General features: G+C 65.2%; 12 protein-coding genes and 1 pseudogene. 1 reads left to right on the top strand and 12 read right to left on the bottom strand.

Going from position 1 to position 14357, the window contains the following annotated elements:
- Positions 1-29: 29 nt before the first annotated feature.
- From ruvB to XalbCFBP2523_RS06960, 11 genes are all read right to left on the bottom strand, one after another.
- Positions 30-1064, bottom strand: a complete 1035-nt coding sequence (gene ruvB / locus XalbCFBP2523_RS07015; protein ID WP_045756985.1) for a Holliday junction branch migration DNA helicase RuvB — start codon at positions 1062-1064, stop codon at positions 30-32.
- A gap of 160 nt (positions 1065-1224) precedes the next feature.
- Complete coding sequence (locus XalbCFBP2523_RS07010) at positions 1225-3138, bottom strand: potassium transporter Kup (protein ID WP_012916903.1); 1914 nt, start codon at positions 3136-3138, stop codon at positions 1225-1227.
- Positions 3139-3198: 60 nt separating this feature from the next.
- Positions 3199-3783, bottom strand: coding sequence for a Holliday junction branch migration protein RuvA (gene ruvA, locus XalbCFBP2523_RS07005; protein ID WP_012916904.1), 585 nt, complete (start codon positions 3781-3783; stop codon positions 3199-3201).
- A gap of 163 nt (positions 3784-3946) precedes the next feature.
- Complete coding sequence (gene ruvC / locus XalbCFBP2523_RS07000) at positions 3947-4459, bottom strand: crossover junction endodeoxyribonuclease RuvC (protein ID WP_045757374.1); 513 nt, start codon at positions 4457-4459, stop codon at positions 3947-3949.
- 167 nt (positions 4460-4626) lie between these two features.
- Entirely contained in the window at positions 4627-5361 is a 735-nt protein-coding gene (locus tag XalbCFBP2523_RS06995) for a YebC/PmpR family DNA-binding transcriptional regulator (RefSeq protein WP_045766161.1), read from the bottom strand.
- Between the two features lie 79 nt (positions 5362-5440).
- Positions 5441-6061, bottom strand: a complete 621-nt coding sequence (locus tag XalbCFBP2523_RS06985) for an esterase/lipase family protein (protein WP_045766162.1) — start codon at positions 6059-6061, stop codon at positions 5441-5443.
- Between the two features lie 157 nt (positions 6062-6218).
- Positions 6219-6737, bottom strand: coding sequence for a GNAT family N-acetyltransferase (locus XalbCFBP2523_RS06980; RefSeq protein ID WP_045766163.1), 519 nt, complete (start codon positions 6735-6737; stop codon positions 6219-6221).
- Positions 6738-6740: 3 nt separating this feature from the next.
- Complete coding sequence (locus XalbCFBP2523_RS06975) at positions 6741-7043, bottom strand: hypothetical protein (RefSeq protein ID WP_045766164.1); 303 nt, start codon at positions 7041-7043, stop codon at positions 6741-6743.
- A gap of 41 nt (positions 7044-7084) precedes the next feature.
- Entirely contained in the window at positions 7085-8836 is a 1752-nt protein-coding gene (aspS, locus tag XalbCFBP2523_RS06970) for an aspartate--tRNA ligase (protein ID WP_045766165.1), read from the bottom strand.
- A gap of 186 nt (positions 8837-9022) precedes the next feature.
- Complete coding sequence (locus tag XalbCFBP2523_RS06965) at positions 9023-9352, bottom strand: FmdB family zinc ribbon protein (RefSeq protein ID WP_012916910.1); 330 nt, start codon at positions 9350-9352, stop codon at positions 9023-9025.
- A gap of 90 nt (positions 9353-9442) precedes the next feature.
- Positions 9443-10714, bottom strand: a complete 1272-nt coding sequence (locus tag XalbCFBP2523_RS06960) for a cation:proton antiporter (protein ID WP_012916911.1) — start codon at positions 10712-10714, stop codon at positions 9443-9445.
- A 424-nt stretch (positions 10715-11138) separates the two neighbouring features.
- Between XalbCFBP2523_RS06960 and XalbCFBP2523_RS06955 the strand changes: the two are divergent.
- Positions 11139-13291, top strand: a pseudogene (locus XalbCFBP2523_RS06955) (phosphocholine-specific phospholipase C).
- 121 nt (positions 13292-13412) lie between these two features.
- On the opposite strand, the gene bla reads toward XalbCFBP2523_RS06955, so the two are convergent.
- Complete coding sequence (bla, locus tag XalbCFBP2523_RS06950) at positions 13413-14303, bottom strand: class A beta-lactamase (RefSeq protein ID WP_012916913.1); 891 nt, start codon at positions 14301-14303, stop codon at positions 13413-13415.
- Positions 14304-14357: the final 54 nt, after the last annotated feature.

The raw sequence follows: 14357 nt of genomic DNA, 5'->3' as shown, positions 1-14357 counted from the left end.
GGCGGCGTTCATCGCGCTCCTCGTGCGCATCAGAACAACTCCCCCGCGTCACGGGCCTCGGGGCCAGGGTCTCGCTTGGGCTGCAAGCCCAGATGCAGATACGCCTTGTTGGTAGCCATCCGCCCGCGCGCAGTGCGGATCAGATAGCCCTGTTGGATCAGATAGGGCTCGATCACGTCCTCCAGGGTGCCACGCTCCTCAGACAACGAGGCAGCCAGCGACTCGACCCCGACCGGGCCGCCGTCGAAATAGTCGATGATCGTGCGCAGTAGGCGCCGATCCAGTTCGTCGAAGCCTTCGGCATCCACCTTGAGCATCTGCGTGGCCGCCTGCGCAACCGCCAGGTCGATGTGCCCACCAGCGCGCACCTGGGCGAAGTCACGGACCCGCCGCAGCAGGCGATTGGCGATGCGCGGGGTGCCACGCGCGCGCCGCGCGATCTCGGCACAGCCGTCGGCGTCGCACGCGATCCCGAGGATGCCGGCGGAGCGGCGCACGATCCGCGCCAGCTCTTCCGGCGTGTAGAACGCCAGGCGTTGCACGATGCCGAAACGATCGCGCAGCGGCGCGGTCAGCAGGCCCGCGCGCGTGGTGGCGCCGATCAGCGTGAACGGCGGCAGATCGATCTTGATCGAGCGCGCGGCCGGCCCCTCGCCGATCATGATGTCGATCTGGAAGTCTTCCATCGCCGGATACAGCACCTCCTCGACCACCGGCGACAGACGGTGGATCTCGTCGACGAACAACACATCGTGCGGCTGCAGATTGGTCAGCAGCGCGGCCAGATCGCCGGCTTTTTCGATGACCGGGCCGGAGGTCACCCGCAGGTTGACGCCCAGTTCATTGGCGATGACGTGACTGAGCGTGGTCTTGCCCAGCCCGGGCGGCCCGAAGATCAGCACATGGTCCAGCGCCTCGCCGCGCGCCTTGGCCGCTTCGATGTAGATCGACAATTGCTCGCGCACCGGCTGCTGGCCAAGATAATCGTCCAGCCGCTTGGGCCGGATGCTGGCTTCGACCGCCTCGTCCTCACCGGTGGCACTGCTGGCGATGATGCGCTCCATCAGCCGCACTCGGGACGTGGAGCACGGGCGCGGGCACAGGCTCCACACATCGGGCAGATCATCGACGAACGAACAGTGGCGCTGGCACGGGTCGGCATGCGTCTATTGTAGGCAAGGACTGCGTACGCTGCCGCGTTTGCGCATCCCACGCCCAGGCCACTCAGATCTCCACCTGCGCACCCAACTCCACCAGCCGGTTGCCGGGGATGCGGAAGAAACCCGTGGCGGGGGCGGCATTGCGGTGCATGAGCGCGAACAGCTTATCGCGCCAGATCGGCATGCCGCGATTGGCGCTGGCGACGATGGTCTCGCGGCTGGCGAAGTAGGTGGTATCCATTGGATCGAAGTACGTCCCGCCCTGGTCGCAGGAACGCATCAGCGCCAGCGGCACATCCGGAGTCTCCATGAAACCGAAGCGCACATAGACACGGTAGAACTCGTCGCCGATGGCATCCATCTTCAGCCGCTGCTTGGCGGTCGCATATGGTACCGGCAGCGTCTCCACGGTCAGGAAGACATTGCGCTCGTGCAGCACCTTGTTGTGCTTGAGGTTGTGCATCAGCGCATGCGGCACCACCATCGGGTCGGCGGTGAGGAACACGGCGGTTCCGGGCACGCGCACCGGTGGGGCCAGCATCAACCCGGGCAGGAAGGTATCGAGCTTGATACCGTCCTTGCGGATTTCGTCGTGCAACAGCTTGCGGCCGCGGCGCCAAGTGCGCATCAGGGTGAACAGGATCAGGCCGAGCAACAGCGGGAACCAGGCACCGTCCATGAACTTGATGATGTTGGCGTAGAAAAACGCGCCGTCCACCGTCAGGAACACCAGCGCGAACAACCACAGCAAGGGCGCAGGCACACGCGGATTGGCGCGCGCATAGATGATCATCAGCACCGTCGTGATCAACATGGTACCGATCACGGAGACGCCGTAAGCGGTGGCCAGCGACGCCGAGTCGCCGAAACCGATGACCGCCACCACCACCAACGCCAGTAGGCACCAGTTGACCGCTGGCACGTAGATCTGGCCGATGGTGGAATCGGAGGTGTGGCGAATGTGCATGCGCGGGATATAGCCCAACTGCATGGCCTGACTGGCGACCGAATAGGCGCCGGTGATCAATGCCTGCGAGGCGATCACCGTCGCCGCGGTGGCCAGCACGATCATCGGATACAACGCCCACGCCGGCACGGCCTCGTAAAACGGATTATTCACGGCGGCGGGGTGGCGCAACATCAATGCTCCCTGCCCCAGATAGGTCAGGGTGAGCATCGGCAACACCACGAATTGCCACGAGCGTCGGATCGCTTTGGCGCCAAAATGTCCCATGTCCGCGTATAGCGCTTCGCCACCGGTGACCGCGAGCACCACCGCACCGAGTACGAACACCGCATGCCAATTATGTTCGGCGAAGAAACGCATGCCCCACCACGGATTGAGCGCGTACAGCACTTCCGGCGCCTGCACCAGGTTGTAGACGCCGATTGCGCCCAACGCCACGAACCAGATCAGGGTAATCGGCCCGAACGCCTTGCCGACACGCTCGGTACCGAAGCGCTGCCCCAGAAACAGCACCACCAGCACCAGCAAGGTGATCGGCACGACGAACGGCTGCAGCCGCGGCGCAGCCACTTGCAGGCCCTCCACCGCCGACAGGACCGAAATCGCCGGGGTGATCACACCATCGCCGAAGAACAGCGACGCACCGAAGATCCCGAGAATACCCACGACGTACATCGAGCGCGAACCGGCCGGCAAGGTACGCTGCGCCAGCGCGGTCAACGCCATGATGCCGCCCTCGCCATCGTTGTCGGCGCGCATGATCACCGTGACGTACTTGAGCGTGACCACCAGCATCAACGCCCAGAACACCAGCGAGAGAATGCCCAGCACCGTGTTGTGATCGGGGCTGAGCCCATAGTGCGGCGAGAACGCCTCCTTCAGCGTGTACAGCGGGCTGGTGCCGATATCGCCGAACACCACGCCGATCGCCGTCAGCATCAGGCCGAGGCCCGGTTTGCCATGTGGATCGTGCCCCCCTGGGCGGGAGGCGGAACTTGGAGAGCTGGACATGATCACAGAGTAACGCCAAGACGTGAAGAATACGCGGGGAAAGACGTAGCCACCGACCGATCAGCGAAGCGCCGACTGCAGCGCCTTGCGAATGACCATGGCGACCTCGTCGCCATCGGCGGCGGCCTCGCGCGCCATCTTCGCCGCTTCAGCAGGCTTGTAGCCAAGCTGCTGCAGCGCCGATGTGGCCTCGGAGACCGCATCGGCACCCAGTTGCCCAGTGATCGGTGCGCCGCCGCTGAAGTCCGCCGCGCGGTCGCGCAACTCCACCACCATCCGCTCGGCGGTCTTCTTGCCGATGCCGGGAATACGGGTCAATGCGGTAACGTCGGCGGCGGTGATCAGCCGGGCGAACGCGTCCACGCTAACCCCGGACAGTACCGCCAAGGCGATCTTCGCCCCGATGCCGGTGACCCGTTGCACATCGCGGAACAGGCGCCGCTCGCCCTCGCGCAGGAAACCGTACAACGCGACACTGTCCTCCTTGTGCGCGTAGTGGGTGAACAGGATGACCTCGCGACCGACGTCGGGCAGGTCGTAGAAGGTGCTCATTGGCGCCTCCATTTCGTAACCGACACCGCCGACGTCGATCACCAACCATGGCGGCTGTTTGTAGGCGAGGATACCGCGCAGACGACCGATCATCGTAATACCCCTGCGCAAGGCGCAACGTGCGAATACAGATGCGCAACAGCCAATCGCCGGACCGACAAGAATCGCAGAGCCACCACCGGATCATGCGCTCCCACACCGACCACGTGGCAAGTCGTGTGCCTACCGCCAATGCTCCGGGTGCCGCGATGCTCGCTCATTTTCTACTCCATGCCTGTTGCGTGCCCACGCCCAGGCGTTGCGCAGTGGCGCGCACATGGGCATGGGTGATGGCCACCGCCAACGCATCGGCGGCGTCGGCCTGCAATTTACCGCTCAGGCTCAACATCAACCCGACCATGTGTTGCACCTGTTGTTTCTCCGCCGCGCCCTTGCCGACAAGAGCCAGCTTGATTTCCTTGGCAGCGTACTCGTGCACCGGCAAGTCGCGCAGCACCACCGCGCAGATCGCCGCACCACGAGCGTGACCGAGTTTCAGCGCCGCATCGGCACTCTTGCCCATGAATACACGTTCGATCGCCACTTCCTGCGGCCGATACTCCTCGATCAGCGCATCGAGTCCGTGCAGCAGACGCTTGAGCCGCTGTGGGAAATCGCCTTCGCCGAGCAACCGCAACGGCGCATGGTAGACGTGCCGGGCACGACCAGCGGCGTCCACGTCGATGATGCCCACACCTGTGCGCTGCGAACCGGGATCGATGCCGAGAATGCGAACGTCACCAGGACTGAAGAGCGGCGACGCAGGCCGCGAAGGGCTTGCCGTGCGAGCACCGGATGCTGGCAGAGCACGCCACGACGACGGCGCGTCAGGCCTGGGCAACACGCTGTTTCGCGTCCCGTCCACAGGAAGCCCACCGGATCGCGGCGAGCACACCATCAGCCCCCGCCACTCAACGCAGCCTGATCCACGTTGGAATAGACGTTTTGCACATCGTCGAGGTCTTCCAGCATGTCCAGCAGCTTGCGCACCTGCGTGCCGGTGTCACTGTCCACCGCGATGTCGTTGTCGGCACGAAAGGTGATGTCGGCATGGTCGGCGACCAAACCGAGCGCTTCCATGGCGTCCTTGACCGTCTGAAACGTGTCCGGCGCGGTCAGTACGTCGATCGCCCCATCCTCGGGATAGACCACGATGTCGTCGGCGCCGGCCTCGATCGCCGCCTCGGTGATTGCTTCCTCGTCGGCACCGGAGGCGAAGCTGAGCACCCCCAAACGCTTGAACATGAAGGCGACGGAACCTTCGGTCCCCAAGTTGCCACCGCACTTGCTGAAGGCATGGCGCACGTCGGCCACGGTGCGGACGCGGTTGTCGGTCAGGCAGTCCACGATCACCGCCACCCCGCCCGGCGCATACCCCTCGTAACGGATTTCTTCGTATTCCACCCCTTCCAGCTCGCCAGTGGCTTTCTTGATCGCGCGTTCGATCACATCCTTGGACATGTTCGAGGCAAGCCCCTTGTCCATCGCCACCCGCAGCCGCGGATTGTTCGACGGGTCGCCGCCGCCAGCGCGTGCGGCAACGCCGATCTCGCGGATGATCTTGGTGAAAATCTTGCCGCGCTTCGCATCGGATGCGTTCTTGCGGGCTTCGATCGAGGGGCCTCTACCCATGGGGCGTTCCGGACATCTGTAAGGACAAGCGGCGGATGTTACTCGATTGCGCTGCCGCGCCCCATTAGATGGACGCCACTCATGCGGAAAAGCGCCCGTCGCGCAGGAACGCCACAACCTGACGCGCCGCCTGCGCAGAGAACAGCAGTCCGCTATGGCTGGCCCGGACCTGGCAATGGTCGCTGAGCCCCGGCACCCAGGTCTCGGCGAGGGCCACGGTACCGTCGGAAAGCCGGTCCATTGCGACGAAGTGCTTACCCAGCCCACGCGGCAGCGTTCCAGCGATCGCCCCGACCTGCGCTGCGCCATCCCAACCACGTAGTCCCTGCTGCAGTAACCCGGCGCTGCGCCCCAACACCATACCAAGGCCGCGATACACCAGGGCATGGGCGACGGCACTGCCTGCCAATGGGCTGCCAAGACACACTACCCGGGTCACTGGCAGCGAAGGCGCTTGGCGCAAGGCATGCAGTACGATCAGGCCACCCAGGCTGTGCCCGACCAGGGCCACCGGCCCCGATGCGGCTAGACGCTCGATGCGCGCGTGTAGCCGCAGGAACGCCGTATCGACGCCGCCGAAGACCGTCGAATAGCCGAAACTGGTCACATGGAATCCCTGCCGACGCAGCCGCAGCGCCAATGGCAGCAGGTATGGCGGCGCATTCCAGATCCCATGCAGCAACAGCACCTGCGCACGCATGCTCTCAGCCACCGGTAACGCCGACGCGGCAATAGCTATCGCCTAGAAAACCGCCGCACCGATCCTGGCGCAGGTCGCGAGGCATCGCCTGACCCGGGACGATCGGCCGCACACGCCCAGCGCTACCTTCATTCCATAACCACTTCATGAGCATCGACTAGCTAGGCGGCGACGGCCGGCGCAGGATGAATTCCAGGTCGCGGACCTGCCCCACCGGGAATTCGTAAGTCCCGACCTTCTCGAAACCGTAGCGCGCATAGAAGCGCTGCGCACCGAGATTCTCCGACCACACGCCCACCCACAGCGTGCGCGGGCCGTCGCGCTCCAGCCAAGTCAGTGCGGTCTCTAACAGACGACTGCCCCAACCGCTGTTCTGGTAGGCGCGTAGCAGGTACAGCCGCTTCAGTTCGCCGTCGCCGGGGCGTACCTGCGCATGCGGCAACCCGCAGGGGCCGGCGGCGGCATGCCCGATCACCGCGCCATCGTGCTCGACCAACCAGAGCGCATAGTCCGGATGCGTCAACACAAGCTGCGCACGTGCGAGCGAATAAGCCTCGGTCAGAAAGGCGCGCAGTTCCGATTCGGGATAGAGATGACCGAAGGTTTCGCTGAAGGTCGTCGTCGCGATTCGCGTCACCGCCTCGGCATCGTCGAGCCTGGCGCGGCGGATCTGCACCGCTCAGCGCGCCGCGTGTTCTGCGTCGGAGGCCTCGTCCCCTCCTTCCTCTTCCTCGCCCTCTTCGTCCTCGTCGTATTCCTCCTCTTCGTCTTCATCTTCCTCGTATTCGTAATCGTCTTCGCCGAAGTCCTCGCCGTCCCAGCGGCCCTCCGGGTCCTCTACGAAGGCCAGCGGCGCATTAGCACCGTTACCCACTCGCACCAGCCATCCGCCGAATACGCGCGCGCGCTGGGTGACGATGGCATCCACTGCACCCTCATTGCCGAGGGTTTCCCACTCCAAGTTGAATGCGTTCTCGCTCATGTGACTCTCTTTCGCTAAGGCGGGTGGATGGATAAAGAAAACTACAGCGCGCGCGGCCGCACCTGCACGTGCACCTCGGCCAACTGGGTGTCGGCGATCGGCGACGGCGCATCGGTCATCAGATCCTGCGCGCCGGTGGTCTTGGGGAACGGAATCACGTCGCGAATCGACTCGGTACCGGCCATCAATGCCGCGATACGGTCGATGCCGAAGGCAATGCCACCGTGCGGTGGCGCGCCGTAGTTCAACGCATCGAGCAGGAAGCCGAACTTGGCCCGCGCCTCCTCGGCGCCGATGCCCAGCAATTCGAACACCGCGCTCTGCATGTCGGGACGATGGATGCGGATCGAACCGCCGCCGATTTCGTTGCCGTTGAGCACCATGTCGTAGCCACGCGACACTGCGGTCTTGGCATGTGCGCGCAACGTGGCGATATCGTCCACCGCTGGCGCGGTGAAGGGGTGATGCAGGGCCACGTAGCGCTGCGCCTCCTCGTCCCATTCGAACATCGGAAAATCGGTGACCCACAGCGGACGCCAGCCCACGGCGATCAGGCCAAAGTCCTTGCCAGCCTTCAGCCGCAATGCCCCCATGAAATCGGACACCTTGGTGTAGGCACCAGCGCCGAAGAACACGATGTCGCCGCGGCCGGCACCGACATGGGCAAGCAGCACGGCGAACGCGGCCTCGTCGAAGAACTTCTGGATCGGCGAACTGATCTCGCCACTGTCGGCGATCTTGACGTAGGCCAGGCCCTTGGCACCGTACTTGGCGGCATGCGCGGCGTACTCGTCGATCTGCTTGCGCGACAGGCTGGCACCGCGCGGAATCCGCAACGCGGCGACGCGGCCATCGGGATCGTTGGCCGCGCTGGAAAACGCCGCGAAATCGCAGGCCTTGACCTGTTCGGCGACGTCCACCAGCTCAAGGTCGATGCGCAAGTCCGGCTTGTCCGAGCCGTAACGGCGCATCGCCTCGGCCCAGGTCATGCGCGGGAAGCCGGCATCCAGTTCGACATCGACGACGTCCTTGAAGATAGTGCGGACCATCGCCTCCACGAAGTCCTGCACGTCACGCTCGCGCACGAAGGCGAACTCCATATCGAGCTGAGTGAATTCGAGCTGACGGTCGGCGCGCAGCGCCTCGTCGCGGAAGCAGCGCGCGATCTGGTAATAACGATCGAAGCCAGCCACCATCAGAATCTGCTTGAACAACTGCGGCGACTGCGGCAAGGCGTAGAACTCGCCTGGGTGCATGCGTGCCGGAACCAGAAAGTCGCGCGCGCCTTCCGGGGTGGCCTTGGTCAGAATCGGCGTCTCAATGTCTTGGAATCCGCGCTCATCAAGGTAGCGGCGCAGCGCCTGCACCAGCTTGATACGGGTGCGCTGCATGCGCTGCATCTCCGGGCGGCGCAGGTCGAGATAACGGTACTTCAACCGGGTCTCTTCGCCCGGATTTTCATGTGCGTGGAACGGTAGCGGCGCGGCTTTATTGAGTACGCTGATGGCGCTAGCGATCACTTCGACCTTGCCGCTGCGCAGCTTGTCGTTGACCGCGTGGCGAGCACGCACCACGCCCTCGACCTGCAGGACATCCTCGTAGCCCAGACTGGCGGCGACCTTGAACACCTCGGCGTTCTCCGGCTCCACCATGATTTGGACGATGCCCTCGTGATCGCGCAGATCGATGAAACACACACCGCCGAGATTACGCGCGACATCGGTCCAGCCGGCCAGGGTGACGGTTTGGCCGATCAGCGTCTCATCGACCAGGCCGCAAAAGTGGGTACGCATCGCAAGCTCCAAGCAAGGGGGCGACCAGCGCAGAAGGCACCGGCAAGCCGGATATTCTGCGGTGCCGCGCCGGCCCGGGCAAATCGCCGTTGGCGCAGCCGGCCTTGGTAAGAAGCACAGGTCGTCAGCAGTGTCACACCCACGCTACGTTTGGCTGACAACCGCCTGGCGAAACGCTGCGGCGTCCTAGGGCGCCGCCGGTTTGGCCGGAGCCGCAGGTGCCGACGCTGGGCTCGACGCCGCAGCCGCTGGCTTAGGCGCGGCCTCGGAGGCCGCTGCGGGCTTCGTCTCGCCACCGCTCTCGGATCCGACCAGATTGCGCTTCTTTTCGCCGTCCTTCTTGAAATCGGTCTCGTACCAGCCACTGCCAGACAAGCGAAACGCCGGGGCGGTGAGCTGACGTTTAACCGCAGATGCGGCGCAGGCCGGACAGACTTCCGGATCAGGATCGGACAACTTCTGCAGACGATCGAAAGTGTGACCGCACGCAGCACATTGGAACGCATAAATCGGCATGGCGGCAAAAACGCAACAGGAACGGGAAGGCAAATATGAGGGCCAACCGCTCGCTTTCAAGCACGGGGTTCAGATGGAGCCCGGTTACGACTATCGCGGCGGCGATTCCGGAGTCGCCAACGGCGTGGCCGCTGCGATCGTCGATGGCGCGGCCGGGGTGACAGACTGCGTCTGTCCGGGCGCGGGCGCGACGTTGACATGCCCAGGCGCTGCGGGGGCGGGCGTGGCCTCGACCAACGTCACATCGAAGGGCATGCGCAACAACAGCGCAGGCAACAACGTGCTCAACGCCGCATACAACAGCAGCGCACCGAACAGCGCCTCGGCGATAACGAAGCGATCGCGCAAAATACCAGCCAGCACCAGGGTGAAGATCAGCGTCGGCGCCAGCGCCAACGAGACCCGCAGACTACTGCGCGCATCCTCGCCGAACAGCATCCGGCGCTGCAACCAGACCATGCCGATGCGCAGCGGCAATACGCAGGCGGTCAATGCCAGTCCCAGCCCCAGCGCGTGCAGGCTCAGCGCCCCGCTCGGCACCTTGGTGCCGGCGTTGAAAAAATAGAACGGCACGAAGAACGAAGCGAATAGCCGGACCGCGTGCAGGTTCTCGTCGGAGGCCAGCAACGGCATGCGCTGGCGCAACAGGCGCGCCACCAATCCCGCGATAAACGCACCGACCAGATAGTACACGCCCAGCGAATAGGTGATATAGGCCGCGATCAGACCGACCATCACCAGCAGCGAAAATTCCGATCCCGGCGCCTGTGGCGCGACCCAACGCCCCAGCCCCACGAACAGCAATGGCAGACCGATCAACATCGCCGCCAGCGCCAGACTGGAAAGTCCCATCCGCCACGGATCGCTGGCCTGCAGGATCGCGAACAGGGCCGCCAACGCCAGCAATTCGCCGGCGATGGCCTTGCTGGTGACCCAGAACCGCTCCTCCTCATCGAGCCCAAGCCTCCCCAGCGAATCGATGATGAACCCCGTGGACGGCGTCAGCAGTGCCAGGGCCAGCAGACCCGCAGCCTGCCACGGCAGCCCGGCATAGCGCCAAGCCAACCAGCCAGTCCCGAACAAGGTGCCGCCGCGTACCAGCAGATGCAGCAATAACGGCCACAATCCGCGACGCAAGGCCTTCAACTCCACCTCCAGGCCCGCGAACAGGAACAGCGAAGAAATCCCGAGGGTCGCCAGCAGACTCACCACCTGGTCGTGCGCCTTGGCCCCCATCGCCAGCATCGCCACGATGCCGAACAACAGGCAGCTCAACGGCGCTGGCATCGCGAAACGCTGTAGCGCGCGCGGAATGACCAGCAAAGCGAAGATCAACAGCAAATAGATCAGTTCGTGAGACATCGAGCAGTCCGTTCTGTCGCGCATGCGTGGTCGCGCTAGGCGAGGAGGATGTCGCGGATTGGTTTCCGACGGCAATGGCGATGATGACGCTTCATCCGTGTCCGTGCCATCACGCCGCACCATCGCGGCATACAGCGCAAGCCTGGGTCAACGGCAAACACACAACAGCGCACTTTTGCCTTGCCATCGTTGCGCCACACCGCACCAAAGAATCCAGAGCAAATCTACGGGCCGGTCACCAAACCGACATGCGCCATCGCACCGGCTTGGACAGCGTGGACAGCACCTTCATCGCGCCGCCGTGTCGCATCGGATCAACCTTCATATCTTCATAGACGATCTTTCACCGATGTATCGCCGGCCACATGCCAATCTCGCAGCGGCGACCTATCATGGTCGGCGCCGCTTTCGTTTCATGCACGCCATGACCGACCTCACCCGCCGCCGCCTGCTCCGCGCCGGCCTTGCCGCCAGCACCGCCAGCCTGCTGCCACCGAGCATCGCGCGCGCCGCCGCGATCGCCCCGGACGTGCGCAGCGGCAGCCTGAACGACCTGCAGCACGTGGTGATCCTGATGCAGGAGAACCGCGCCTTCGACCACTACTTCGGCAGCCTGGCCGGCGTGCGCGGCTTCGGCGACCGCTTCCCGATTCCCGCACCGCCATTGCCGGGAACGCCACCGCGCAGCGTATGGCTACAACCCAGCGCAGACGGCAGCCGCCTGTTGGCGCCATTCCCCCTGCACACCGCGCACGACTTCGCCACCATGCGCGTACAAGGGACGCCGCATACCTGGCCCAACGCGCAACAGGCCTGGGACCACGGGCGCATGGGCCGGTGGCCAGCGGCAAAACGCGACCACGCGCTGGCGCACTACGAGCGCGCCGACCTTCCGTTCCAATTCGCACTGGCCGACACCTTCACCGTGTGCGACGCCTACCACTGCGCGATCCAGGCCGGCACCAACCCGAACCGCGTGTTCCTGTGGACCGGGCAGAACGATCCGCACGCACGCGCTGGCGGGCCGGTGATCGCCAACTCGCACGACAATTTCCCGGAACTGGGCGGTGATCCCAACGACTACCGCTGGCACAGCTACGTCCAGGCGCTGCAGCAGGCTGGCGTGTCCTGGCAGATCTACCAGGACATGGCCGACAACTTCACCGACAACCCGCTGGCCGGATTCGCAGCGTTTCGCGCGGCGTGGCGCGGCGCGGCGCCCCCGGGCACGATCCGCAATTGCGCGCACGCGGCGTCGGCACGCGTACCCTGACACAGTTGCGCGAGGACGTGCTGGCCGCGCGCCTGCCGTCGGTCAGCTTCATCATCGCCGACGCCGCCGGCAGCGAACATCCCGAACCCTCCAGCCCCGCGCAGGGCGCGGCCTACACCGCGCGCGTGCTCGATGCGCTCACCGCCGCACCAAACGTCTGGTCACGCACCGCACTGCTGCTGATGTTCGACGAAAACGACGGTTTCTTCGACCACGTCCCGCCGCCCGCACCGCCCTCGCCCGACCCGTCCGCGGCCGGCGGCTGGGCCGGCGCATCCAGCGTGGACACCCATGGCGAATACCATCTGCATCCTGCACCCGGCGAAGACAAGGTCGATCTACCGGAACTGCGCGGCCGTCCCTATGGCCTGGGTCCGCGCGTGCCGCTGTACGTGATCTCGCCGTGGAGCCGCGGCGGCTGGGTCGACTCGCAGGTCTACGACCACACCTCGGTACTGCGCCTGCTGGAACGCCGCTTCGGCGTTGTCGCCCACGGGCTGACGCCATGGCGCCGCGCCGTGTGCGGCGACCTGGTCGATGCCTTCGATTTCCGCCAGGCCGACACGCGCCCGTTCATCGCCAACCTTCCCGACGTGCGTGCCGCGGCGGCACGCGCGGCGACGTTGCGCGAGCACGCACTACCGCCGACGCCAACGCAGATACAGCCGCCACGTCAGTCCTTCGGCGTGCGTCGCGCGCGTGCCGTGCCATATCGCCCCGATGTGCAGTTGCAAGCCGACGCCGCACACGGCACGGTGCGGCTGCGCATGCGCAACAGCGGCGCGGCGACCGTGCTGCACGTGTACGACCGCCATGCCCTGGACGCGATTCCACGGCGTTACACGCTTGGCCGCGACGCCACCATGGAAGGCACTTGGACACTCCACGACGGCCACTACGATCTGTGGCTGCTCGGCGCCAACGGCTTCCATCGGCATTATCGCGGCACACTCCCCACACCGGCATTGATCGCCGAGGTAGAAGCCGCTACGCCCACGGCCGACACGCTGCGCCTGCGCCTGCATTCCACGGCGGCGCGCCCGCAACGCATTCGCGTGCGCCCCGGCGCCTACGCCGACGCAATGCCAGCGTTGGAACTGGAACTGGCCCCCGGACAAACCGTCGAGCGGCACTGGCCAGCGGCACCGAGCGCCGGCTGGTACGACCTGTGGCTGCTGCACCCCGACGACAGCGCGCAACGACTGGCGGGGCGCGTGGAGAGCGGACGAGCGGGCCATACCGATCCGGCGCTCGGCGGTCCGGCGCGGCTGTACCAGTCCGAGGTGAGCAAGCAACCGGGCTGATTCCAAGGGTCATGGCCTGTTGGCTGACGCGATCGAAGCTGATTTCGATGCCTGCCAATTGATGCCTGCCGATTCAAACCGCGCCTACCTCGCCAATGGGCTGACTGCCACCGCGCACGGATCACCCCGGCCACCACGCCACTACCGCTTGCGCCACTGCTTTCAGCGCCGCGTCGCGTGCATCACTGTCGACCGTCGCCATGTTCAGATAGGCGGTCAGCAACAAGGGAGCCGACCTGCCCGGCGGCCACACGATGGCGATGTCGTTACGGCTGTCGGTGCCGTTGTTGCCCGTCTTGTCGCCGATCCTCCAGCCCGCCGGCAAGCCCGCGCGTAAACAGTCGTCGCCGGTGCGATTGTCGATCATCCAATCGATCAGGCGCTGGCGCGAGGCCGGCTGCAACACATCGCCCAACAGCAACGTGCGCATGGTGCTCGCCATCGCCGCAGGCGTGGTGGTGTCGCGCGGGTCGTCCAAGGCGAAGGCGTTCATCGACGGCTCGTTGCGATCGGAACGGGTCTGGGTGTCGCCATGCGCGCGCAGAAAGCGGGTCAGCCCCGGCGGATCGCCGACCAAGCGCAACAACAGATTGGCCGCCCCGCCATCGCTGAAGATCATGGCAGCCCGGCACAGCGCATCGACGCTGAGCGTGCCGCCGACATGCGGCTTGGTCACCGGCGCGTAGGACACCACGTCCGCTGCGCGGACCCGCACCTGCTGATCCAGCCCGATCTCGCCACGATCGACCCGCTGCAACACCGCCACAACCAAAACAAATTTGAAGGTGCTGCATAACGGGAAACGCTCCTGCTCACGCCGACCGATGCGCTGGCCGGTGCCGCTATCGAGCAGATAGATACCCAACCGGCCACCGCTGCGGCGCTCGATCTCGGCCAGCCGCTGTTGCAGCGCCAGCGTCTTGTTTGAAAGCGGTTTCGCCTGCACTGCGGCCAACGCCAGCGCGCTTGCGCCCACGCCCACACCTTGCAAGAACCGTCGTCTCGTCAGCATCGTCCACCTCCGTCAGGAGCCAGGATGATGGGCGTCTTGACCGAAGCCCACCAG

The organism is Xanthomonas albilineans (assembly GCF_002939705.1).
Classification (GTDB): domain Bacteria; phylum Pseudomonadota; class Gammaproteobacteria; order Xanthomonadales; family Xanthomonadaceae; genus Xanthomonas_A; species Xanthomonas_A albilineans.
Note: the sequence above shows the minus strand (reverse complement) of the source record. Positions and strands in the feature narration are given on the sequence as shown.